Below are 21,769 nucleotides of genomic sequence, written 5' to 3'. Positions count from 1 at the left end.
TTCGTTACCGCTGTCCCCCAACTGGGCCCCGGCCTTCGCCGGGGAACATGAGGAGCTTGCGGCTTCTGCCTTATCCCCGGCCGAGGAACGGGATCTTGTTCTGGACGAGCAGCGCTTCGTAGAAATTGAGGTGATCGGGAATGTCGGCCATGTGCACGACGATACTGGCCGCATCTTCAGGCTGCGCGACGAGATCGTCGGGCAGGCTTCGCACGCCGCCTGACAGCTCGGTCGCGACGATGCCGGGATGGAAGACCGAGACGGCGATGTTGTGCGCCCGCCCGTCGATCGCCAGCGCCCGGGTGAGCCCGTCCAGGCCCCATTTGCTCGCGGTATAGGCCGGGCTTTCCGCGCGGGGAACGCGGGCGGAGATCGACCCGACATTGATGATCCGGCCATGCCCCTGCTGCTTCATGAGGCGGAACGCCGAGCGCGCACACAGAAAGGCTGAGGTCAGGTTGGTATCGATGACCCGGTGCCACAGCGCGAGTTCAAGCGAGTCGACCGCCGTGCTGTCGGCGATGCCCGCATTGTTGACCAGTACATCGACCCGGCCGAACCGTTCGACCGCGCGGGCGAAGAGATGCGCGACCGCCGCTTCGTCGGTGACGTCGGTCGCCACCGCCAGGGCGTCGCAACCCATGGCCTCGATCTGGGCCACAAGCGCCTCCAGCCGTTCGGCCCGCCGCGCCGCCAGCACGACCCTGGCGCCCTTTTCGGCAAAAGCGATCGCACAGGCTTCGCCAATGCCCGAACTCGCGCCGGTGATCACCACCACCCGCTCGCGCAAGATGCTCAATGCCGTTCCTCCCGTCCCTATAAAGGATCGCGGCCGGTTACTGGCCCGCCGCCTTTTCCGCCTGATTCGATACCAGAGCGAGCGGATCGTCGGCGACCACGGCGAGCCCGCCGCCGCGATCCGAGCGCACATTCTCGAACGTCCCGGCTTCCTTCTTGCGCAGGCCATAGGAGCGGACCAGTTCGATCTCGTCCTTCTCGATCGGCGCCATGCGCGGCTTCCGGGCGAGCGCCGCCTCGATATAGGGCGCCAGCTCGGCCTGCTTTGTCGCCAGCCGTTCCTCTTCGCCCTGCTTCAGCCGCGGCATCGCGGTGGTGGCGAACAGCTCGAGCGATTCGCAGATGTGGTCGTGATTGGCCGGGCCGGTCTGCTGGACGAAGATGATCTGGTCGACGCCGACATCGGCATAGGCCTTGCAGTGCTGATAGACCTGTTCGGGCGTGCCGATACCGCCATTGCCGTGATTGTCCTCGATCGAGGCCTCGGCCTTTTTGAAGTCCTCCCACAGCGTCGAATGGCCGGGCTTCAGCTTGCCGAACGACGCGTAGAAGCCGAGCGAATAGCCGAAATATTTGAACCCCTCGGTACCGCGGTCGATCGCGACCTGCTCGTCCTCGTTCACCGACAGGGCGGTGACGATCGCGAAGTTCGCGTTCACCGCATGGCCGATCGGCACGCATTCGTCCGACTTGATGATGTCGTAATATTCCTGGACCCATTTGCCGGCCTGTTCGGGGGCGGCGAAGCCGAACACCAGGGCGCCCATGCCGTTGCGCGCGGCATGCAGGATGGTGTCGCGGCGCGAGCAGGCGACCCAGAGCGGCGGGTGCGGCGCCTGGACCGGCTTGGGCACGATGTTGCGCGTCGGCATCGAGAAATGCTCGCCCTGGAAACCGGGATAGGGCGTCATGGTGAGCATGTTGGCGCATTGCTCGGTCGCTTCGCGCCACATGCCCTTTTTCAGGTCGGGATCGACGCCGAAGCCCTCCAGCTCCATCGCGGTGCCGCTTTCGCCGGTACCCCATTCGACCCGGCCGTTGGACAGCAGGTCGAGCGTCGCGATCCGCTCGGCGACGCGGGCGGGGTGGTTGATCCTGGGCGGCATGACGCAGATGCCATGGCCGAGCCGCATCCTTTTAGTCCGCTGGCTGAGCGCGCCGAGGAACACTTCGGGTGCGGAGCTGTGCGAATATTCCTCGAGGAAATGATGCTCGACCAGCCAGGCATAGTCGTAGCCGAGCCGGTCGGCGAGCTCCAGCTCGTCGAGCGCGTTGTGGAAGATCTGGCGGTCCTTTTCGGCGGTGAAGGGCGCGGGTGACTGATGCTCGTAAAACAAGCCGAACTGCATGGCGACTTCCCTCGTTCCTCTCCCGCCCGGCTCTTGCGGCCACGGCGCGACTGTGAATGACAGCCGGTCTTATAACAGCCTAGCTGATATAAAGAAAGAGTAGTTGTGACGCCGCCCGGGGCGCCGTCGCGGATCGGCCGTCACTTGTCGCCGTCGGGCCGATTTGCTATCGATCCGGCAAGGCACGGCCCGTGCCTCCCCCCACCAACGGGGAAGCATGCGACATGCGGGGCGCCCTGGTCTTTCGAACCATCCCGTTCGGGCATGCGCATGAGGTGGGATTGCGAACATCGCTCGAAAGAGGAGGTTCTCGATGACGTTATCCGCCCCGATCTTCCGACTGAAGCGTCAGGCCAGGTTGCTTGCGCGCATGTCCGACGTTCCGCTTCACGCAGCGCTCGACCAGCTGGCCCGAAAGGAAGGCTTCCGAAGCTGGAGCCATCTGACCGCGTCGGTACCCGGCCAGCGACCGACCGGCAAAATGCTCGCGCAGTTCGATCCAGGCGATCTGGTGCTGCTGGGCGCGCGTCCCGGCCATGGCAAGACGCTGATGGGCCTCGAGATCGCGGTCGAGGCGGTCCGGACCGGCAGGCCAGCCTTTTTCTTCACGCTGGAAGACCATGAAGGCGTGGTGTTCGATCGCCTGCAAGGACTCGGCAACCACGGTGAAAGGATCAGGGACAGGCTGATCGTCGATACGTCCGATGCGATCTGCGCCGAGCATATCATCGATCGGATCGGCAGCGGCAACAGCGGCGCCGTGGCGATCATCGACTATCTCCAGCTGCTGGATCAGCGGCGGCGCAACCCGGAACTAGCCGTCCAGGTGCAGGCGTTGAAGCTGTTCGCGGCCGCGACGGGATGCATCATCGTGGCGCTGTCCCAGATCGATCGCGCTTTCGAGACGACGGGGAGAAACCTCCCGGCGCTGGCGGACATCCGTTTGCCGAATCCGTTCGACACCAGCGCCTTCACCAAGGCGTGCTTCCTGCACAATGGCGAAGCCCGTCTCGAGCAACTGGCCTGACGTCGTCGGCGGAGCGGCCCCGCGGGCGTCTCGGCATGATTCCAGGCTCGATCGTCAGGAAAGCCGGGCCGCCCGCGCATAGCCGCCGTCGAGATAGATCAGCGGATCGACCTCCCCCGAGTAGTCGACCTCACGCACCGCGCCGATCACCACGGCGTGCGTGCCATATTCGACATGCGTCTCATATTCGCAGATGAAATGGGCCTGTGCCTCGTGCAGATAGGGCGTGCCGCAGGCGCCCGATCCCCAGCTGCCCTCGCTGAACCGTTCCTCGCCCTTCATCGCGCCGCTACAGGCCTTCGATACGTCGAGCTGATCGGCGTGCAGGATGTTGACGCAGAAATTGGCGCCGGCGGTGAGCGGCCCGTACAGGCTGGCGTTCCTGTTGACGCAGACGAGCAGCGACGGCGGATCCATGCTGAGCTCGCTCACCGCGGTCGCGGTCATCGCCCAGCGTCGTTCTTCGTGCCAGCAGGTGATCACCACCACTGCCTTGCCGAGCCGGCGCAGCCCGGCGCGCAGCTGCTCCGCGATACTCGGCGCGCTTGCCAGTTCCGTCAGGTCAGTCATGTCCGCCCAGCCCTTCCCTGCCGACGATGCGTAGTCCGTATCCCTCGATGCCCGACAGGCGCGCTTCGCTCTCGGTGAGCAGCACGATATCCTTGACGCCCAGATCGAGCAGGATCTGGGCGCCGACGCCGTAATCGCGGATGCGCTGGTCGCGCGTCGGCGTGGATCCGTTGCTGCGCCGCTCGGAGATCGCGCTGGTCGAGGGATCGCGGATGAAGACGATCACCCCCGGGCTGTCGCTCAGCCCGATCCGGGTCAGCGCGCGCTCGACATAATGGCGCCGCTCGGTCGGCGGGCCGAGCATGTCGGACACGAAATCGAGCCGGTGCATGCGCACCAGGGTCGGCAGTTCGGGCGCGATCCGCCCGCGCCAGAGCGCGACATGCTCGACATGGTCGATCATGTTGCGGAACACGGTGAGGCGGAAATCCGTGCCGTAGATCGTTTCGAACGCTTCCTCATGGACTCGCTCGACGCAGCGTTCGGTGCGGCGGCGATAGCTGATCAGGTCGGCGATCGTGCCGATCGGCATGTCGTGCGCTTCCGAGAAGCGGATCAGATCCGGCAGGCGCGCCATGGTGCCGTCGTCGTTGAGGATCTCGCAGATCACGCCGGCGGGCATCAGCCCGGCGAGGCGTGACACGTCGACCGCGGCCTCGGTATGACCCGCGCGCACCAGCACGCCGCCGGGACGCGCAACGAGCGGGAAGACATGGCCGGGCGAGACGATGTCGGCGGCACCCTTGGAAGGGTCCATCGCGACGGCGATGGTATGCGCGCGGTCCTGCGCCGAGATGCCGGTGGTTACGCCTTCGCGCGCCTCGATCGTGACGGTGAAGGCAGTGCGGTGGCCAGAGAGATTCTCGGCGACCATCGGCGGCAGGCGCAGTTCGCTCGCGCGCTCCTCGGTGATCGCGACGCAGATCAGGCCGCGGGCGTGGCGCGCCATGAAATTGATCTGGTCGGGCGTGGCGAACTGGGCGGGGATGATGACGTCGCCCTCATTCTCCCGGTCCTCGGCGTCGACCAGGATATAGGGGCGGCCGTTGCGCGCCGCCGCGATGATGTCCTCGATCGGCGAGATCGCACGGTGGATGCTCGCCGGTGTCGGCTCGAGCAGGGCGGACTCAATAGGCATCGGCGTCCTGCAATGTCTCGCGTGCGTGGCGCCAGCTGTCCGACCCGGCGGGCAGGCCGACATAGAGCGTGGTGTGGAGCAGGATCTCACGGATCTCGTCCTTGGTCACGCCATTGGCCAGCGCGCCGTTGATATGGTTGCGCAGCTGGTCGGGGCGCGACTGGCCGATCAGGATCGCGATGGTGAGCATGCTGCGGGTCTTGCGATCGAGCCCGGGGCGGCTCCACACATCGCCGAAGCACAGGCGCGTCACCAGGTCCTGCAGCGGCTCCTGGAAATCGTCGGTATTGTCGAGGCTGCGAACCCCGGGCTCGCCGAACATCTCGAAGCGCATCGCGCGGCCGCGGTCGTAGGAATCGTCTTTTTCCATCATCTGGTCTTTCAGCTGTCGGTGGGATGCAGCAGCGGCCGTACCGCGTCCGCCGCCCGGGCAAGTTCGGCACGCGCATCGGGCGAGACGCCGACGGCGCGCAGGAATCCGTGGATCATGCCGGTCGCGTGCTGGAACGAGGTGGGCACGCCCGCCGCGTCGAGCCGCTCGGCAAGCTCCCGCGCTTCGCCGTACAAGGGATCGAGCGCGGCGGCGACGATATGGGTGAAGGGCAGGCCGGCCAGGTCGTCCCGGTCGACCGGCGCCGCGTGGTGGTCGAGCCCGCCGCACCGCCGGAACAGCGCGATATAGGAGCGAACGCGGTCGCCGCTGAGCAGCGGATCGCGGCTGGCGGCATAGTCGGCCCGGGCCGGGTCCATCGCGAAGGTGCCGTAGAACAGCATCAGGCAGACGGGCAGCGCACCGCCCGCATCCCGCGCCTTGGCGGCGCAGGCGAGCGCGAGCAGTGCCCCGGCGCTGTCGCCGGCCAGAGCGAGGCGCGTGGGATCGACGTTCAGCGCGTCCGCCTGGCGCGCGAGCCAGGCAAAGGCCTGGTCGCAATCGTCCTGCGCGGCGGCATAATCCGCCTCGGGCAGCCGGCGATAGCCGATGCTCGCGACCAGCGCGCCGGTCGCGTCGGCAAGCGCGGCGCAGGCAATGTCGAAGCTCTCGATGCTGCCCAGCGCGAAGCCGCCGCCATGAACATAGCAGATCGCCGGGCGCGGGCCGTCCCCGCCCGGATCGTAGAGGCGCAGCGGAATCTCGCGGCCCGGCGCCGCGATGGCGCTGTCGAAGCGCTCGACCCCGTGCGCCAGGCCCTGGGCGAAGCGGTGCGCGCTCAGGTCGCCGGCCAGCCGCATCGTCTCCAAATCGGCCGCCAGAGGCTGGGCGCGGAACAGCTCGACATAGCGCGCGATGCCCGGTCCGGGCTCGTCTGCAATCACGCGCGAATCAGCCCACGGCCTCATAACGGACCTCGAGCGGCAGCTCGGTCAGCTCGGCCAGCCGCGGCGCGACCTCGCGTGCCACCAGGGTGAGATTGTCGACCGTGTCCTGATGGTCGAGCTCGCCCGCCTGGCCCATCATCAGCAAATTGCCGAAGCCGCCGGTCTCGCCATGGAATTGCGCGAGCTGGTCATAGACGTCGTCGGGCGTGCCGACGAAGAACAGGCCGGCATCCATATATTGTTCGATCGAGCCGTCGACCGGCAGCGGCTGGCCGTTGCGCATGCGCGGGCGCATCGCCGAGGAGCCGGCCTGCAGCATGCGGATATTGGCCTCGACCGGGTTGAAGCCCCAGGGATTGCGGAACTGGGGCTCGAGCCGCGCGGCGGTGGTGAAATAGCTCTTCATTTCCTCGGCGCGGCGGAACGCGGTGGCGCGGTCGTCGGCGCAGGCGACAAGGGCCAGATAGGCGAGCTTGTCCTGCCCCGGCTGCCGGCCATGCGCCGCGGCATAGGCTTCGCGATAGCCAGTGAAGACCGATCGCGCGACGGCGCCGGAGAGGAAGGTCGCGCAGGTATAGCCGCGCAGCCCATAATCGCGCGCGCTGGTCGCGCTCGAGGCGGTCATCCAGAGCGGCGGATGCGGCTGCTGGATCGGGCGCGGCCACATGCTGACCGTGCGGTAATGGAAATGCTCGCCTTCCCAGGAGAAGACCTCGCCCTGGTTCGACAGGGCGGCGAGGATCAGGTCGTGCGCTTCCCAGAACCGGTCCATGAAGCCGGTCGGCTGGCGGTTCGACATGAACAGCTCATAGGCCGCGCCCTTGACCAGCCCGACCTCGAGCCGCCCCCCCGAGAGCGCATCGACCATCGCGATCTCCTCCGCCACGCGTAGCGGGTTGGACCGGTTGGCGAGCGGGATGCCGAGCGCGAGCAGCCGCGCCTTGCTGGTCTGGCGCGCGAGGATCGCGAGCGTGGTCATGCAGGAAGTCGACATGCAGGTGGCGGCGGCATGGTGCTCGTTCACCATGATGTTCAGCCCCAGCTCGTCGGCCAGCATATATTCGTCGAGATAGCGGTTGAGCAGCCTCCCCGCCTCGTTCGGGTCGCAATGATGCTGCGGCAGGGTGACTCGCATCGAGCCCGGTACCGGGAAGGCGGGGTGATAGGCCTGTTCAGTGAAATGCCAGATCTTCATGCTTGGTCTCCGGCCGCGCGGTCAGGCGGCGGCAAAGGCCGCGATACGGGCGGCGAGCGTGGCGGGCTGATCGGCATGGAGCCGGTGGCCGGCGCCGGCGAATGTCTCGACCTCGGCCTGGGGCAATGCCTCGCGCCAGGCCGCGCGATAGGTGTCACTGACGATCGCATCCTCGGCGCCCCAGGCGACCAGCGTCGGCACGCCGATCCGGTGCAGCCGGTCGACCAGCTTCGGGTTCGACATATAGGGGGTCCAGCCATAGAGGCTCGCGGCTTCGTCGTTGCGCATCAGCCGGCGGATCCGCTCCTCGGGCAGCCTGGTGAGCCTGGCCATGTCATTGCCGGCCTCGGCCGGGCCGACCTGCAGGCGGGCGCCCAGTTCCTGGCGCGAGAGCATGAAGATATCGGCGACATGCTGCTCGCGGCGATGCGCGGTGGGCAGGCCCAGCGGCGAGACCAGCACGAGCCGCGCGGCGCGGTCCGGCTCCTTGGTCAGCGTCTCGGCCGCCACCCAGGCGCCGAACGAGCTGCCCACCACCACCGGCTGCGCCAGCGACAGCAAGTTCATCATGTCGAGATAGAAATAGCCAAGGTCGTCGACCCGATCGAGCCGCGCGGGCCGGGCGGAATTGCCGAAGCCGGGGTGCGAGGGGGCGTGGACGGTGAAGTCCCGCGCCAGGTCGCGCAGCAGCGGCGCGGCGCCTTCGAGGCCATCGAGCCCGTGCAGAAACAGCAGCGGCGCGCCGCTCCCGGCGGTGAACAGCTCGACCTCGGTGCCGAGCACGTCGATCGACGACAGCGTGCCGAAATTCAGCTCGTCAAGGCACCCCGTTTCCATCGCTCTCCACTCGTCCTGTTCGTGCCATGGACAGTGTTTCCCGGGGACTGATACGTCCAATTCTTTGTTCTTGAGCGTCCGATACCCTGCAAGTATGGGTTGCCGATGGAACTGAGGCATTTGCGATATTTCCGCGCGATCGGCCGCGAGCAGCATTTCGGGCGTGCCGCGGTCACGCTCCGCGTGGCGCAGCCGGCGCTTACCCGCCAGATCCGCGACCTCGAGGCCGAGCTGGGGGTCGAGCTGTTCGAACGGCTACCTCGCGGCGTGCGCCTGTCCAGCGCCGGCCGCGTGTTCCTCGACGAGGTCGAGGAGATCCTCTCGCAGGTCGATCGCGCGGTCGACCGCGCGCGGCGGATGGGCAGCGGGCATCTCGGCACGATCCGGGTCGGGCTGAGCGAGATCATCACGGCGTACGATTTCATTTCCTACGGCCTGCTGCATTTTCGCGAGAACGAGCCGCTGGTCGCGCTCGACCTGCGTTCGATGGGGTCGATGGCCCAGATCGCCGCGCTCCGGGAAGGCACGCTCGATGTCGGCCTGGTCTATGACGCGCACATCGACGAGCGCGATGACGAGGGGCTCGACCGCGCGCCGATCGGCACGGGCAAGACGATGCTGGCGGTGCATGAGAGCCACCGGCTCGCGGGCCGGGAGTCGATCACCATGGCCGAGATCGTCGAGGAGCCCGTGCTCGGCCCGGCGCGCGCCACCGCGCCCGGCTATTATGATCGGCTGATGGCGGCCTGCATCAGCAGCGGCAGCGCGCCGCGCTTCGTGCAGGAATGCACGACCAATTCGATCCTGTTCAGCCTGGTCGCGGTCGGCATGGGGGTCGGCCTGGTGACGGCGGGCGGGCCGCTCTCGCCTGGCCACAATATCCGGCTGATCCCGATTGCCGATCTCGGGCTGGAGCTTCAGGTCCTGCTGGTCTGGCGCGCGCGAGACCGCTCGGCGGCGCTGCACCGGTTCATCGACATGATGGTAAAGCATGCAGGTACCGCCGGCTGAGCGGCGACGACGGTTCGCCTCGTCCTCCCGCGAGGATGACGGCGCGCCGTTTCGATCCTGCTATCATCCGGGGGAGAGGAGCGCATCATGACTGACGCACGGCCGCTGAACGGCTTGTACCATTTCGCCTATCCCTGCCGCGATGCGGAGGAGACGCGCCATTTCTATGAAGATATTCTGGGCCTGCCGCTGGTCAATTGCATGATGTCCGAGCGCGTGCCCAGCACGGGCGAGGAACAGCCCTATGTCCATTTCTTCTTCGAGCTCGGCGACGGATCGTATATCGCCTTTTTCGACCTGGGCGGTGAGGAGAAACCCGCCCCGTCGCCCAACACGCCCGACTGGGTCCAGCATTTCGCGATCGAGACCAATTCGGTGGCGGATGTCGACGCGATGCGTCTGCGGCTCGCCGAACATGGCGTAAAAACCACGCCGCTGGTCGATCATGAATTCGTGCGCTCGATCTATTTCTTCGACCCGAACGGCCTCAGGCTCGAAATCGCGGCGCGGACCGAGGAGCCGGGCTTCCTGGCACAGGCAGCAAGCGAGGCACACGCCACGCTGGCGACTTGGAACAAGCGCAAGCACGGCTGACCTTGTCGGTCCCAGGTCTTCGATCGGCCGGCGTCCATTACCTGTCGCATGGACAGAAGGGCGCCCGGTTGGCAGGAAGATCGCCGGGAAAATGACAAAAGGTTGAGCATCGCATGGCAGACACCGAACAATCGCGCCGGCGAGTCCAGTCGATCGAAGTCGGGTTTAGAGTGCTCAGGGTCCTGCGCATGGCGGAAGGTGCACTGCCGCTGCGCGAGATCGCCGCGCGCGCGAGCATGCCGCCGAGCAAGGTGCACCTCTATCTGGTCAGCTTCGTTCGCGAGAACATGGCCTATCAGGATCCGCAGAACGGCTATTACGGGCTTGGCTCCTTTGCCATCCAGCTCGGCCTCGCCGCGATTCGGCAGCTCGACGTGGTGACGATCGCCGCCGACTCGATGACCGAGTTGCGCGACAAGACCGATTGCGCGATCTATCTCTCGCTCTGGGGCGATCGCGGGCCGTGCATCGTGGCCAAGGCCGACGGCAGGCTCCAGGGCGCCTTTTCAGTGCGCCTCGGCTATATCCTGCCGATGACGAGCACGGCGACCGGCCTCGTCTTCCGGACGCATTTGCCGCCATATGAAACCGCGCGCGCTCTGGAGGCACAGGCGGCGTACGACGCCTCGGGCAACGCCCGCCTGCCCACCGAAGAAGAGGTGGCGGAGAGCATCGAGAAGATCCGCAGCCTGGGCTATGCGTCGACGGTCGGCATGCTCAATCGCAACTTTGCCGGCATGGCCGCGCCGATCTTCGATTACAGCAACAAGATCGCCGCCACGCTGACCCTGCTGGGTCCAAGCGAGTTCATGAGTCGTCCGCGCCACAAGGAGTTCGTCAAGCTGCTGCTCGACGCGACTCAGGGCATATCGCAGCGGCTGGGCGCAGCGCCGGGCAAGGAATAAAGCCCTAGGTGCGGACGAAATCGGGCGCGCGGCGGCCCGCGGCGGCGGCGTCGAGCCGCAGCCTGCGGGCCTCGGCACGTTTAGCGTCATCGAGCCACGCGCGCTCATGGCCCCACAGGCTCGGGCCGTAATCGCATTCGAACGGCTCCCACCGCGCCGGATCGATCGATCGCCCGCCCCAGCCATATTCGATCATGAAGCCGGACGGCGTGCGCGCATAGAAGGAAGTCATGAAATCATTGGTGTGGCGCCCGAGCGTCACGCCGATGCGCCCCTCTTCGAGCTGCGCCAGGTCGTAGCCCTGGCCGACATCGTCGAGCGAATCGAGTTCGACCATCAGATGATGGAAGCCGTTCATCCCGGTCTCGATCGCCGCGAAGCTGTGGTGGCGGCTGTTGAGATGGAAGAAGAACGCCTTGAACGGGCGCAGCGCATAATCGCTGAGCCGAAAGCCGAGCAGGTCGGTGTAGAAAGGCAGTATCGCATCGATCGACGTGACCGTCAGCACGACATGGCCGAGCCCGAGCGGCCCGGTGCGGAACCCGCTGATCGCGCGACCCGGCGTGAAGGGGGTGGCCGCGGCGGCGGCGCCATGGAAGAATTCGATCCGGTTGCCCGCCGGATCCTCGCCAATGATCAGTGCGGCCACGCGGCGCTGCTCCGCTTCGATCCGGGTTCCCGGGCGGACCGGGTGACCGGCATCGGAGAGCTGCGCCGCGAGCTGTGCGAGCGCAGCGGCATCGGCGACTTCCCACCCCATCGCGCTCACCCCTTCCCGCGCGCCTTTCTCGACGAACAGCCGCCCCGCGCGCCCGTCGGTGCGTAGGGCAAAACCGCTCCCATTCCGGTCAGCGACCTGCATCCCGAGCAGGCCCGTCGAGAAATCCGCCCAGGCATCGGCCTGTGCCGTCGAGACTCCGATATAGCCGAGCGACTGCAGCAGCATGGGCGTGAGCAATCCAGCAGAAACGAATGACGCTCGACACTACCGGATGCTGGGCCGCCCGCTAGCCCAAAAGAGCGACTTCAGAGGCGCTGCACGCCCGGGCGGCGATATTCCGGCGTCAATTCCTCGATGTCGCCCCCTTCGTCCGGGGCAGTGGAGGAACTGAGCGAGTCGAGCAGGATGAGGAGATGGCCGCGCAACGCGGCCTGCTGGTCGGCGCTGAGTGGTTTCAGCAGCTCGCGCTCGAGGTCGCGCGTGTCCTTCTGGAGCTGCTTGAGCGCGGACGCACCGGTCTCCGTCAGGCTCAGCTCGAGCAGGCGCTTGTTGGCGTCACTGACCCGCCGGTCGATCAGGCCCTTGGTTTCGAGCAGGGCGATCTGCTTGATCATCGTCTGAGGCTTGACGTCGTACAGCCGGGCCAGCTCGGCCGAGGACATGTTGGGCCGCGTCGACAGGGTGGTCAGGATCCGGAACTGGACCGCGGTGACCCCGAGCGGGTTCAGGACCGATTCGAGTTGCACATAGGCCTTGTACTGAACCTGCTTGACCAGATGCAGGATCGAGTGCGTGCTTCGATCGGCGTTTGCGCGAGCGGCTTTCCCCATCCGCCCTTAGTGTCCGATCCTTGCCGGGCTGTCCAGCGACCCCGGGAAGCGGACTGCCATGGCCGCGCCCCGCCGCGCATTTCGACATGACAATTTTTTTATCCGAAACCGATCTGGACGGCTTCACATTACTAAGCCAAGCTGACATTCACCATCGGGCTTTCGTTTGTATATATCGAATGCCGTATGATATGATGATCGACAATCCGATGCCGATTCAATCGGCCGGACCATGACTGCGACAGTCAGGGGAGGGAAACAGGCTATGGTGACCGAGGCGCGGGCAATCGACGTTGACAGCTTTCTCGATGGGCTGAAATTCAGCCGCTTCCATCTCATCATCCTCATTCTGTGCACGTTCCTGGCCGCGATCGACGGTTATGAGATCTATGTCGTCGGCTGGGTCCTGCCGGACCTGGCCAGGGATTTCGGCGTGCCGACCACCGCCATCACGTCGGCGATGATCGCACAGCAAGTGGGCATGCTCGCTGGCGCCTTCCTCATCCCGCCGCTCGCCGACCGCGTCGGGCGGCCGCGGCTGCTGCTGTTCTGCTATACCGGCATGATGCTGAGCGCGCTCGCGATCCTGTTTACCACCTCGCTGACACCTTTCACCATCTGCCGTTTCGTCGCCGGCTTTTGCGGCACCGCGATGATACCGATCCTCGTCACCCTGGCGTCCGAGACGGCGCCGAAGCGGCTGCGCGCGACGATGAGCGCGATCACGGTCAGCGGCACGATGATCGGGGCGCTGCTCGGCGCGCTGATGCAGGGCTTTGTGCTCGAGCCGTTCGGCTGGCGCGGCGCCTTCTGGATCGCGGTCGCATTGCCGGCGATCATGCTGCCCTTCATCTATTTCTTCCTGCCCGAATCGCTGCGCTCGCTCGCCGCGCGCAACCCGGACGATCCGGCGATCCAGACGCTCGCGCACCGGATGCAGCCGGCGCTCGAGGCGCCGGTGACGCTGGTCGCCGCGCCCCGGCCGGAACGGCCCGCGCTCGCCATCCTGTTCACTGATATCCTCGGACCCGGCCAGCGGCTGAAGACGTTCCTGATGTGGGCGATCACCATTTCCAGCTTCGTGTTCATCACCGCCGGCGTGTGGAAGACGACGATCTTCAAGGATGTGATCGGCCTGCCCTGGCAGCAGGTGGCGCTGATCAACGGGACCAACACGGTCGCCGGGTTCATCGGCATGCTCAGCATCGGCTTTTTCATCGACCGGTTCGGCTTCAAGCTGGTGATGACCTCTACCTTTCTGCTCGCTGCTCTGGGCGCGGTGATGGTCGGCCTGCTTGCGCCCGGTTTCGGCATGTTCGTCGCGGTCGCGCTGATGGCGGTGTTCCAGCATGGCGGCCAGGCGAGCATCGCCGCGCTCGCCGCCTCGCTCTATCCGCCGAGCAGCCGCGCGACCGGTGTGGGCTGGGCCTATGGCGCGGGGCGTGTCGCGTCGATCTTCGCGCCGCTGTTCGGTACCTTCGTGCTGACCGAAGGCTTCGGCCCGATCGGTATCTTCGCCATGCTCGGCGTTCCGCTGGCCTGCGGTGGCATCTTCACCTTCTGGCTGATGAGCCTGAAGGGCGCGCCGCAACCGGTGCGCACCGGGCATGGCCATGGGTGACGAGCGGGCGTCGCCCGTACCGCCGCCGGCGGTCGACGCTCACGCCCATATCTTCACGCGCGCGATGCCGTTCGCCCCGGACGCACATTCGCGTCCCGACTATGACTATTCCGTCGAAACCTATCTCGCCGATCTCGACCGTCACGGTATCGCCAGGGGCGTGATCGCGGCGGCGAGCCTGTTCGAGGACGGCAACGCCTACACGCTCGCGGCACTCGCGGCGTATCCGAGGTTGCGCGCGACCGTCCTTCTGCCGCCGGACACGGGCCTTGCGACGCTGCGCGACCTGGTGGCGCGCGGCGTGGTGGGGGTCAGGTTGCAGTGGCGCCGGCTGGCGGATCTGCCCGATCTCGCGGTCGAGCCATGGCGCGGCTTCCTGCACCGGCTGGCCGAAAGCGGAATGCATGTCGAGCTGCTTGCCGGCGGCGCAGTGCTTCCGGCGCTGCTGCCGCGCTTCGACGCGAGCGGCGTGTCACTGGTGATCGATCATTTCGGGGTTCCCCCGCGCGAGCCGGTGGAGCGGCGCGCGGGCACTGAGGCGTTGCTCCGGGCGATCGATACCGGCCGCGCCTGGGTCAAGATCTCGGCCGGATTCCGCATGCCGTTCGAGATCGCCGCCGAGGTTGCCGCGCGCCTGCTCGACGCAGCCGGGCCCGGGCGGCTGCTCTGGGGCAGCGACGCGCCCTTCGTGAACCATGAGGCAAAGACCAGCTTTGCCGACTCGCTCGACCTGTATCGCCGCCTCGTCCCCGATGCGGCGACGCGGGCGGCGATCGACCGGACGGCGCTGGCATTGTTTTTCAATCAGGAGAGCCACGCATGAATCGCACGGAACGCGCCATGGCCACCGCCGAGCTCGAAATGGGGCTCGCCGATTTCTGGCACGACGTCGACACCAATTGGGGCCGCAGCGCCGGCGACTATTATGCGCCCGACGCGGTCTATAGTTCGGGCCGGCTTCACCTCGAAGGGCGCGAGGCGATCCAGAATTTCTACAGCTGGCGCGAGGCGCGGGGCGCGCGCGTCGCGGTCCATGCGTTCAGCAACTTCCGCGCCGATTTCGACGGGGCGGGCGGCGCCACGGCGCATTGGTACATGCTGCTATGGGCGGCCGATGGCGAAGCGCCCCAGGAAAGCACGTCGCCCGCCCGGATCAGCCGGGCGACCGAAAGCTTTCGCTGGGACGAGACGGCGCAACGCTGGCTCTGCACCCGGCGCGAACTGGTCAACCTGTTCCGCGGTGGGGCGCAGCTCAATTTCACCTGAACGGGCCTGTCGGCCGGAGACAAAAAGGGCGCCCGTGACGGGGCGCCCTTTGTTGTTGAAGGTACGGCGGATCAGAAGCGCACGCGCGCGCCGAGCGTGAAATTGCGTCCGACCTTGTCGTAATATTGCCCGTTCACCGGGCCGTTTAGAATGATGTAGGGCGTCGCCGGCGGATCCTTGTCGAGCAGGTTGTTGACCGCCCAGAACAGCTCGAACCGCTTGTTGTCGCCGACGAACACCTTGCCGAACAGGTTGAAATAAACGACCGCCGGTACGTGATTGTCGTTGATCGTGTTGGTCGGCAACGTGTTGTAGGTGTTATCCTGCGTGCCTTTGCTGATGAAGATCGTCTGCAGGGTGAGTTCCCAGGCATTGTTGCCGATCGTGTTCGACAGGTTGCCGCGGAAGCGCGGGATAGAGCCGAGGTTCGCCCAGCCATTCTCCCCCGCGCGATCGACCGGTGCCGCGCCCGTGCCCGAATCCACAAAGGCGTGGAGGATATAGGTGCCGCTGGCGGCCGTGCTGAACCGGCCGCCGTCGCCGAGGAAGCCGGCCGAGGTGGCGTAGTTGAGCGTCATGTCGATGCCCTCCTGCTCGAAGGCGCCCACATTGAGCGATCCCGCGACCAGGCCGGTCTGGATGCGATCGTTCGGCGCGGGCGTGCTGGTGTCCGGCGCATAGGAGAACAGGCCGCAGAAATATTGTTCGCCCGCGCTGCACAGGCCGGCGATGTTGGCGGTCGACAGGTTGGTGATCGCGTCCTTGATCGTGATATGGTAATAATCGACCGACAGGCCGAGGCCGCGTAGCGCGCCCTGTCCGCGATACGCGAACCCCGCGGTTAAGGTGTTCGCGAATTCAGGCCCGACATCCGGATTGCCCAGGCTGGTATTCTGCGGGATCACCGCGTTCTTGGTCACGCCATCGACCACCAGGGTGACGTTGTTGCTCACGTTGCTGCCGGGGCTGTACAGCTCGTTGATCGCCGGCGCGCGGATGTCGCGCGACCGCGCGACGCGGATGTTGAACCCCTGAACCGGCTCCCAGACTCCGCCGACCTTCCACGCATTCTGCCCGCCGACGGTGTTGTAATTGGCGTAGCGAAAGGCGCCGTTGAGGCTCAGGCTGTGCAGGAACGGCGTGTCCCGTGCCAGTGGCACGGTGGTCTCGACATAGGCTTCCTTGACGTCGAATGCGCCGCCATAAGGCACCGCGTTGCCGGCTGTCAGAAAGCCGTTCGAGGCGCCTACCGCATCTGCGGTCAGCTTTTCCGTCTCGCGGCGATACTCGCCGCCAATCGCGACCGAGACGGGGCCGGCCCAGGTCGAGAAGGGTTCGCCGACCAGGTTCGCGGCGAAGGTCAGCTGGTCGTACTTCACCTTGGCCAGGCCTTCGCCCCAGATATAGTCGCGGGCCGCCGCGGTGGAGTTGCCTTCGCCGAACAGGTTGAGCGGCTGGCATCCGGCGGCGGCCGGATTGTTCTGCAGCACGCCGCGGCACACGATGTTGCCGGTTGCCGGATCGCGCACGGCGTCGATCGCGAAGTTTAGGTTGGCCGTCACCGGGTTGTTGGTCGTCGCCGAGGCATAATTATTCACGCCGTAGGACGCGTGGGCATCCCATTTCCAGGACCCGCCGAGCTTGCCCTCGAGGCCGACCACGCCGTGCGGCGTCTCGTTGATGATGTCATAATGGTTGATGCCGATATCGTTGCCGATCCGGCTGATGTTGAAGCTCTGGGTCGCCGGCGGCAGCAGCGCGAGCACCGCGGCCGGGATATAGGGGTTGTCGCGGCGGATCGTCTGGCTCGCCAGGCGGATCGCGACGCCGTCGAGAAAGCCACGCGAGCGCGAATAGCCGCCCTCGACATAGCCCGTCACCGAATCCGAGAAATCATAATAGATGCTGCCATAGGCAGTGAAGCGCTCGACGTCGGGGACCAGCGCGGTGCCGGTGATGATCGACCCGCCTTCGCCGCCGATCATCGTCGAGCCACCGAAGATCGCGCCCTTCTGGAACGGACGGATGGAGCCGTTCGGATTGAAGGTCATGTTGGTCAGGCCGGGGATCGTGCTGATGATGACGCTGCCGGCACCGAGAGAATTGTGGACGTTATCGGCCAGAATGAACGCCGGCAGGCCGTTGGCGGCCCGCTGTCCGTTGCTGACGATCATTTGCTCCTTGCGGCCCCAATCGCGCGTATAGATGTCGCCGACGCCGTTATTGGTCGAATAATCGGCGCTGAGCACGACATTGCCCCGGTCGTCGCCAAAGCTGGTGCCCGCGATGAAGCCCACGCGCTGGGTACTATAGTCGCCCAGCTGGGAAATGCCGCCCTGGCCGGTGATCTCGATTCCGTGATATTTCTTCTTCATGATGATGTTGACGACGCCCGACACGGCGTCGGAGCCGTAAAGCGCGGAGGCGCCGCCGGTGACGACATCGACGCGCTCGATCATGAGTGTCGGGAAGAGATTGAGGTCGGTGGTGGTCGGCACGCCGAGGTTGCTGGCGGGCGCGAAGGGTACCACGCGGGACTGGTTGACCAGCACCAGGGTGCGCTGGCCGCCCAGCGCGCGCAGGTCGGCGGTCGCCTGGGCCGGACTGGACGTGTTGGTAGCGTTGGCGCCCGGCGAGCGCGTCGCCTTGAAGGCGGGGTTCTGGTTGAGCACTTCCATGACGGTGGTCACCGCCTGCTTCTGGATCACGTCGGCCCCGATGACCTGAGTCGGGGTCGGCGCCTGAAGCCCGTTCTGCGCGGTGCGCGACGCGGTGACGATGATGTCCTGCGCCGCCGTTTCCTGCGGCTCGGCGGCGGGCGCCGGCTGGGCTGGCACATCCTGTGCGAAGGCTGTGCCACCCACGAACGTAGCGCCGGTCAACGCGGTGGTAACCATCATGTGATGCAGCCACGACACTGAACGGCGATTCTTCAAACGCGCCATATCGGCTTCCCCTCTCCCTGAAGCGGGACCGGCTGTTGCCGTTTCCCGAATTCCATCTTTCGACCTTTCCGGCGGGGCCGCGCACCCGAATCCGGGTTCGGCGGCCACTTCGGCTTGTTCCGGTCCATTCCGGATTAACGAACGTTAGTTGTTTATGACAGATAGAAATCCCGGCACAACCCACAAAATCCAACAAGCCACCCTGAGTCCGGCGGCAGATCGCGTGACGGCGTCATTGTTGCCGCGCCTCTTCCAGCACGCTCCCATCGACCAGCCGGGAAAGCGTTTCACGCGAGCGCGGCACACGACCATCCTGCGCGGCCAGCCATTGCTCTTCGGCGATGAGCACATCGATCAGGTCAGGCGGCAGTGCGGCGGTAAAGGCGAGCAAGGGCCATGCGCGTGCCACTTCTTCGGCCGAAAAGCCTGTGCTCGACGCGACCAGTGTTCTTGCCGGCGCGCCATCGGTGCGCATCGCGATCGCGGCGTCGAGGGTCGCGCGCACGAAACGCACGATCCTGCGCCGCATCACCGGATCGGCGAGCTTGTCAGCGGTCGTATTGAGGTTGAACAATTCGCGGTACACGCCGTCGCCGACGAATTCGATGCGGTCGGCCTCCAGCGTACGCGCCGCATTGCCGGCATGCGGCTCCCAGATGGCGACGGCGTCGACCTCGTGCCGCGCGAGCGCCGCGGCCATGTCCTTGAGCGGGGAGAGTCGCACCGGTTCGATATCGGCGAAGCCCAGCCCCGCCGTCGCCAGCATCCTCGCCAGGAAATAGCCGGCGGAGGTGGTCGCGAGTGTCGCGATCCGCTTGCCCCTGAGGTCGGCCAGACTGGCGATGCCGGCCGATCGGCGCGCGACGATGCGGTATCGTCCTTCCGTGACGGTCAGGATGATGCGGATCTCCGGATGCCCGACCGAATAGCGTAACGCCTGGGTTTCGGCATGAGTCGCGACATCGGCCGTTCCGCCGATCAGGTCCGCAATCCCGCCATTGGTGACGATCGCGCCCGGCGGATAATGGTCGCGGGCCGCGAGCAGCACCGGGGCGATTTCGACCGTCGCCGTGCTGCCACGGACTGCCAGAGGCGTCGTCAGGGGCCGGCCGGCGTCATGCGCGCATCCCGGAAGAAGCACGGCAAGCATGGCCGACAGCGGCGCAATGCGTCCTGGCCAGCGCACCATGATCCTCCCTCTCCTTATCAGCCAAGTTGATATCACTTGCTGGCCATGACAGCCAGCCTAATATAAGCATGGGTGATAAATGTGGCGCGTCGGGCTTGCCTTGAGGGAGGGGGAATCTTGCAGGAAACGGATGCAGGCTCGGGCATCGCGGACCGGAGGCGGTTGCGCGAGATTCTCGGCGTCGAACTGGCGCGCTTCACCGATGTCGTGCCGGACATGATGGCGCATGAGCTGCTTCGCGACGATCGCGGCTTCATCGCGCGCTATCAGTTGAGCGAGGTGTTGCTGAGCCGGCTGCGCCCCGACATGCGTGGCTGGACGACGCCCGACGTGCTGCGCACGCTCGATCCCGACCGGCCGCTCGCCAGAAACCGGATGCAGGCGATCGCCGGCGCGCTGGCCGCGCTGTCGTGCCAGGCCTTTCCGGCGTTCAGTCACTATGCCTATGTGCCGATGGGCCATGTCGCGGCGGGATTGACGGAGGCGCCGCTGATCATCGCGGTGCACGGGTCGAGCCGCAATCCGAAGGATCTGCGCGACGCCTATGCGACGTTCGCCGAACGGCTCGGCTGCTTCGTGCTGGCGCCGCTCTTCCCGCTCGATCTCACCGTGTCGGTCCCGGACGAGGAATATAAGCAGCTGATCGGGGACAAGATCCGTTACGATCAGGTGATCTGGTCGATGGTCGAGGAATTCGCCGCGGTGACCGGGACGCGCTTCTCCCGGGTGCTGCTGTTCGGCTTTTCGGGCGGCGCGCAATTCGCGCAACGGCTGCTCTATGTCGATCCCGGCCGGCTCGATGCGGTCTCGCTCGGCGCGCCGAGTTATGTGACGCTGCCCGATCCCGGCATGGGCTGGTGGACCGGCATCGGGGATGTCGAGCAGCGCTTCGGCAAGCCGGTCGATCTCGACGCCGTGCGGCGCGTGCCCGTCCAGCTGTTGTGCGGCAGCGAGGACTGGCTCGATTTCGAGATCTACCGTCCGGACGAAATGGGTCTGGATGCGGATGGCTATGCGCGATACGGGCGCAACCGCCGGGACCGCCTGTTCATGCTGCGCGATGCCTATGCGCAGGCTGGAATCGCCAGCGAGATCGCGCTGGTGGAAGGCGCGGGCCACGCCTTTGGTCCCCTGCTCGAGGCGTCTAAGCCCTTTTTCGAACGAGTCCTCCAGGCTGGTTGAAGGCGGAGGACTCGTCCGAAGGGGTGGTCAGAGCGTCTCGCGCACCAGGGTCGCGCCCTCGACCATCGCGCGCATCTTCGCGAAGGCGATGTCGCGCGGGACATATTTGAAGCCGCAATCCGGGGCGACGATGATCTTGTCGACCGGCACCTCGGTCATCGCGCGACGGATTCGCTCAGCGACCTTTTCCGGCGTCTCGACCGTCGGATCGTTCAGGTCGATCACGCCGACCATGATGTGTTTGTCCCTGAGCGGCCGCAGCTCGGCCGGATCGAGGTTCGGCTGGGCCGTCTCGACCGATACCTGGTCAAGCCGCGTGCCCGCCAGTTCGCCGAGATAATCATATCCCTTGGGCCGGTCGCCATGGATGATCGCGGCATAGCCGAAGCATAGATGCAGCGCGGTAACGCCTTCGATCCCCTGCAAGGCGCGATCGATCGCCTGCGGCCCATATTGGCGCGCCTTTTCCGCGCGGGCCTGCAGATAGGGCTCGTCGATCTGCACGATGTCCGCACCCGCGGCAAAGAGATCCCGGATCTCCTCATTGACCGCCGCCGCATAATCGAGCGCCATTTCCTCCTCGCTGGCGTAGAAGTCGTTCTGCGCCTGCTGAGTCATGGTGAACGGGCCCGGCACGGTGATCTTGATCGGGCGATCGGTGTGACGGCGCAGGAACTCGACGTCGCGCACTTGCACCGCATGCTTGCGACGGATCTTGCCCGTCACGCGCGGCACCGGATTGGGATGGCCGCTGCGGTCGAGCGCGGTGCCGGGATTGTCGAGATCGACGCCTTCCAGCGCGGTCGCAAAGCGATTGGAATAGCTCTCGCGCCGCATCTCGCCGTCAGTGATGATGTCGAGCCCGGCGCGTTCCTGCATGTGGATCGCCATGATCGTGGCGTCGTCCTGCGCCTCTTCCAGGAATTCGGGCGCTGGCCGCCAGAGTTCCAACGCGCGCACCCGGGGCGGGAATCGCCCGGCGAGCCGCGCGCGATCGATCAGCCATTCAGGCATCGCGTAGGATCCCACCAAAGTGGTGGGCAGCAACCTGGCCATCTCTCTCTCCCTCTCATCTCGGCATTATTATCAGCCCAGCGAATAATAGAGTGTCAGCCAGGCGAATAATAGCGCTGAAATGCCGCCACCGGCGCTTCAATTGCCTTTTGGGTGATGCAGGGTCGGCATCGAATACCGCGCCGGCATCAATCCCGAGTCCATAAAGAATTGGACTATTCGTCAATGTCGAACAGAATATGTCTACTACAAAAATAACC

Annotated in this window: 21 protein-coding genes; 8 read left to right on the top strand and 13 right to left on the bottom strand. The window is 65.9% G+C overall.

Going from position 1 to position 21,769, the window contains the following annotated elements; genetic code table 11:
- Positions 1–70: 70 nt before the first annotated feature.
- Positions 71–799, bottom strand: coding sequence for an SDR family oxidoreductase (locus ACZ1I5_RS20085; RefSeq protein ID WP_465171000.1), 729 nt, complete (start codon positions 797–799; stop codon positions 71–73).
- A 37-nt stretch (positions 800–836) separates the two neighbouring features.
- Positions 837–2,147 carry an LLM class flavin-dependent oxidoreductase gene (locus tag ACZ1I5_RS20080; RefSeq protein ID WP_465170999.1) on the bottom strand — a complete coding sequence of 437 codons (1,311 nt, stop codon included), beginning with the start codon at positions 2,145–2,147 and terminating at the stop codon, positions 837–839.
- Positions 2,148–2,460: 313 nt separating this feature from the next.
- On the opposite strand from ACZ1I5_RS20080, the gene ACZ1I5_RS20075 reads away from it, so the two are divergent.
- Complete coding sequence (locus ACZ1I5_RS20075) at positions 2,461–3,174, top strand: DNA helicase (protein WP_465170998.1); 714 nt, start codon at positions 2,461–2,463, stop codon at positions 3,172–3,174.
- 54 nt (positions 3,175–3,228) lie between these two features.
- Here ACZ1I5_RS20075 and ACZ1I5_RS20070 read toward each other — a convergent pair whose 3' ends face one another.
- The 6 genes from ACZ1I5_RS20070 to ACZ1I5_RS20045 are packed head-to-tail and all read right to left on the bottom strand — an operon-like array spanning position 3,229 to position 8,231.
- On the bottom strand, positions 3,229–3,744 hold the full coding sequence (locus tag ACZ1I5_RS20070) for a flavin reductase family protein (RefSeq protein ID WP_465170997.1): 516 nt from the start codon (positions 3,742–3,744) through the stop codon (positions 3,229–3,231).
- Positions 3,737–4,882, bottom strand: a complete 1,146-nt coding sequence (ribB, locus tag ACZ1I5_RS20065) for a 3,4-dihydroxy-2-butanone-4-phosphate synthase (protein ID WP_465170996.1) — start codon at positions 4,880–4,882, stop codon at positions 3,737–3,739. Before ribB ends, ACZ1I5_RS20070 begins: the two co-directional genes overlap by 8 nt.
- Entirely contained in the window at positions 4,872–5,252 is a 381-nt protein-coding gene (locus ACZ1I5_RS20060) for a carboxymuconolactone decarboxylase family protein (protein WP_465170995.1), read from the bottom strand. Before ACZ1I5_RS20060 ends, ribB begins: the two co-directional genes overlap by 11 nt.
- An 11-nt stretch (positions 5,253–5,263) precedes the next feature.
- Positions 5,264–6,196, bottom strand: coding sequence for an alpha/beta hydrolase fold domain-containing protein (locus ACZ1I5_RS20055; RefSeq protein ID WP_465170994.1), 933 nt, complete (start codon positions 6,194–6,196; stop codon positions 5,264–5,266).
- 7 nt (positions 6,197–6,203) lie between these two features.
- Positions 6,204–7,394, bottom strand: a complete 1,191-nt coding sequence (locus ACZ1I5_RS20050; RefSeq protein WP_465170993.1) for an LLM class flavin-dependent oxidoreductase — start codon at positions 7,392–7,394, stop codon at positions 6,204–6,206.
- 21 nt (positions 7,395–7,415) lie between these two features.
- Positions 7,416–8,231, bottom strand: a complete 816-nt coding sequence (locus ACZ1I5_RS20045) for an alpha/beta fold hydrolase (RefSeq protein WP_465170992.1) — start codon at positions 8,229–8,231, stop codon at positions 7,416–7,418.
- Positions 8,232–8,336: 105 nt separating this feature from the next.
- Between ACZ1I5_RS20045 and ACZ1I5_RS20040 the strand changes: the two genes are divergently transcribed.
- From ACZ1I5_RS20040 to ACZ1I5_RS20030, 3 genes are all read left to right on the top strand, one after another.
- Positions 8,337–9,242 carry a LysR family transcriptional regulator gene (locus ACZ1I5_RS20040; protein ID WP_465170991.1) on the top strand — a complete coding sequence of 302 codons (906 nt, stop codon included), beginning with the start codon at positions 8,337–8,339 and terminating at the stop codon, positions 9,240–9,242.
- Between the two features lie 87 nt (positions 9,243–9,329).
- Positions 9,330–9,836: a VOC family protein gene (locus tag ACZ1I5_RS20035; RefSeq protein WP_465170990.1), complete on the top strand. Its 507-nt coding sequence runs from the start codon at positions 9,330–9,332 to the stop codon at positions 9,834–9,836.
- 113 nt (positions 9,837–9,949) lie between these two features.
- On the top strand, positions 9,950–10,741 hold the full coding sequence (locus ACZ1I5_RS20030) for an IclR family transcriptional regulator (RefSeq protein WP_465170989.1): 792 nt from the start codon (positions 9,950–9,952) through the stop codon (positions 10,739–10,741).
- A 4-nt stretch (positions 10,742–10,745) separates the two neighbouring features.
- On the opposite strand, the gene ACZ1I5_RS20025 is transcribed toward ACZ1I5_RS20030, so the two are convergent.
- Positions 10,746–11,687, bottom strand: coding sequence for a VOC family protein (locus ACZ1I5_RS20025; RefSeq protein WP_465170988.1), 942 nt, complete (start codon positions 11,685–11,687; stop codon positions 10,746–10,748).
- Between the two features lie 80 nt (positions 11,688–11,767).
- Positions 11,768–12,292, bottom strand: a complete 525-nt coding sequence (locus ACZ1I5_RS20020) for a MarR family winged helix-turn-helix transcriptional regulator (protein ID WP_465170987.1) — start codon at positions 12,290–12,292, stop codon at positions 11,768–11,770.
- Positions 12,293–12,524: 232 nt separating this feature from the next.
- Here ACZ1I5_RS20020 and ACZ1I5_RS20015 point away from each other — a divergent pair, with 232 nt between their 5' ends.
- From ACZ1I5_RS20015 to ACZ1I5_RS20005, 3 genes are read left to right on the top strand one after another with little or no spacing between them, the layout of a single operon-like run.
- Entirely contained in the window at positions 12,525–13,913 is a 1,389-nt protein-coding gene (locus tag ACZ1I5_RS20015; protein WP_465170986.1) for an MFS transporter, read from the top strand.
- On the top strand, positions 13,900–14,736 hold the full coding sequence (locus ACZ1I5_RS20010) for an amidohydrolase family protein (RefSeq protein ID WP_465170985.1): 837 nt from the start codon (positions 13,900–13,902) through the stop codon (positions 14,734–14,736). The genes ACZ1I5_RS20015 and ACZ1I5_RS20010 overlap by 14 nt, the downstream gene beginning before the upstream one ends.
- The gene (locus ACZ1I5_RS20005; protein ID WP_465170984.1) at positions 14,733–15,179 is read left to right on the top strand and encodes a nuclear transport factor 2 family protein; all 447 of its coding nucleotides are present in this window, start codon (positions 14,733–14,735) and stop codon (positions 15,177–15,179) included. Before ACZ1I5_RS20010 ends, ACZ1I5_RS20005 begins: the two co-directional genes overlap by 4 nt.
- A 71-nt stretch (positions 15,180–15,250) precedes the next feature.
- Here ACZ1I5_RS20005 and ACZ1I5_RS20000 read toward each other — a convergent pair whose 3' ends face one another.
- Positions 15,251–18,124 carry a TonB-dependent receptor plug domain-containing protein gene (locus ACZ1I5_RS20000; RefSeq protein WP_465170983.1) on the bottom strand — a complete coding sequence of 958 codons (2,874 nt, stop codon included), beginning with the start codon at positions 18,122–18,124 and terminating at the stop codon, positions 15,251–15,253.
- Between the two features lie 232 nt (positions 18,125–18,356).
- The gene (locus ACZ1I5_RS19995; protein ID WP_465170982.1) at positions 18,357–19,313 is read right to left on the bottom strand and encodes an ABC transporter substrate-binding protein; all 957 of its coding nucleotides are present in this window, start codon (positions 19,311–19,313) and stop codon (positions 18,357–18,359) included.
- A 117-nt stretch (positions 19,314–19,430) separates the two neighbouring features.
- On the opposite strand from ACZ1I5_RS19995, the gene ACZ1I5_RS19990 reads away from it, so the two are divergent.
- Positions 19,431–20,495 (top strand): hypothetical protein, encoded by a 1,065-nt coding sequence (locus tag ACZ1I5_RS19990; RefSeq protein ID WP_465170981.1) that lies wholly within the window; start codon positions 19,431–19,433, stop codon positions 20,493–20,495.
- 27 nt (positions 20,496–20,522) lie between these two features.
- Here ACZ1I5_RS19990 and ACZ1I5_RS19985 read toward each other — a convergent pair whose 3' ends face one another.
- Entirely contained in the window at positions 20,523–21,551 is a 1,029-nt protein-coding gene (locus ACZ1I5_RS19985; RefSeq protein WP_465170980.1) for a 5-methyltetrahydropteroyltriglutamate--homocysteine methyltransferase, read from the bottom strand.
- Positions 21,552–21,769: the final 218 nt, after the last annotated feature.

It is taken from the genome of Sphingomonas sp. BL-S-30, from assembly GCF_055521475.1.
This window is presented reverse-complemented; position numbering and strand designations above follow the sequence as displayed.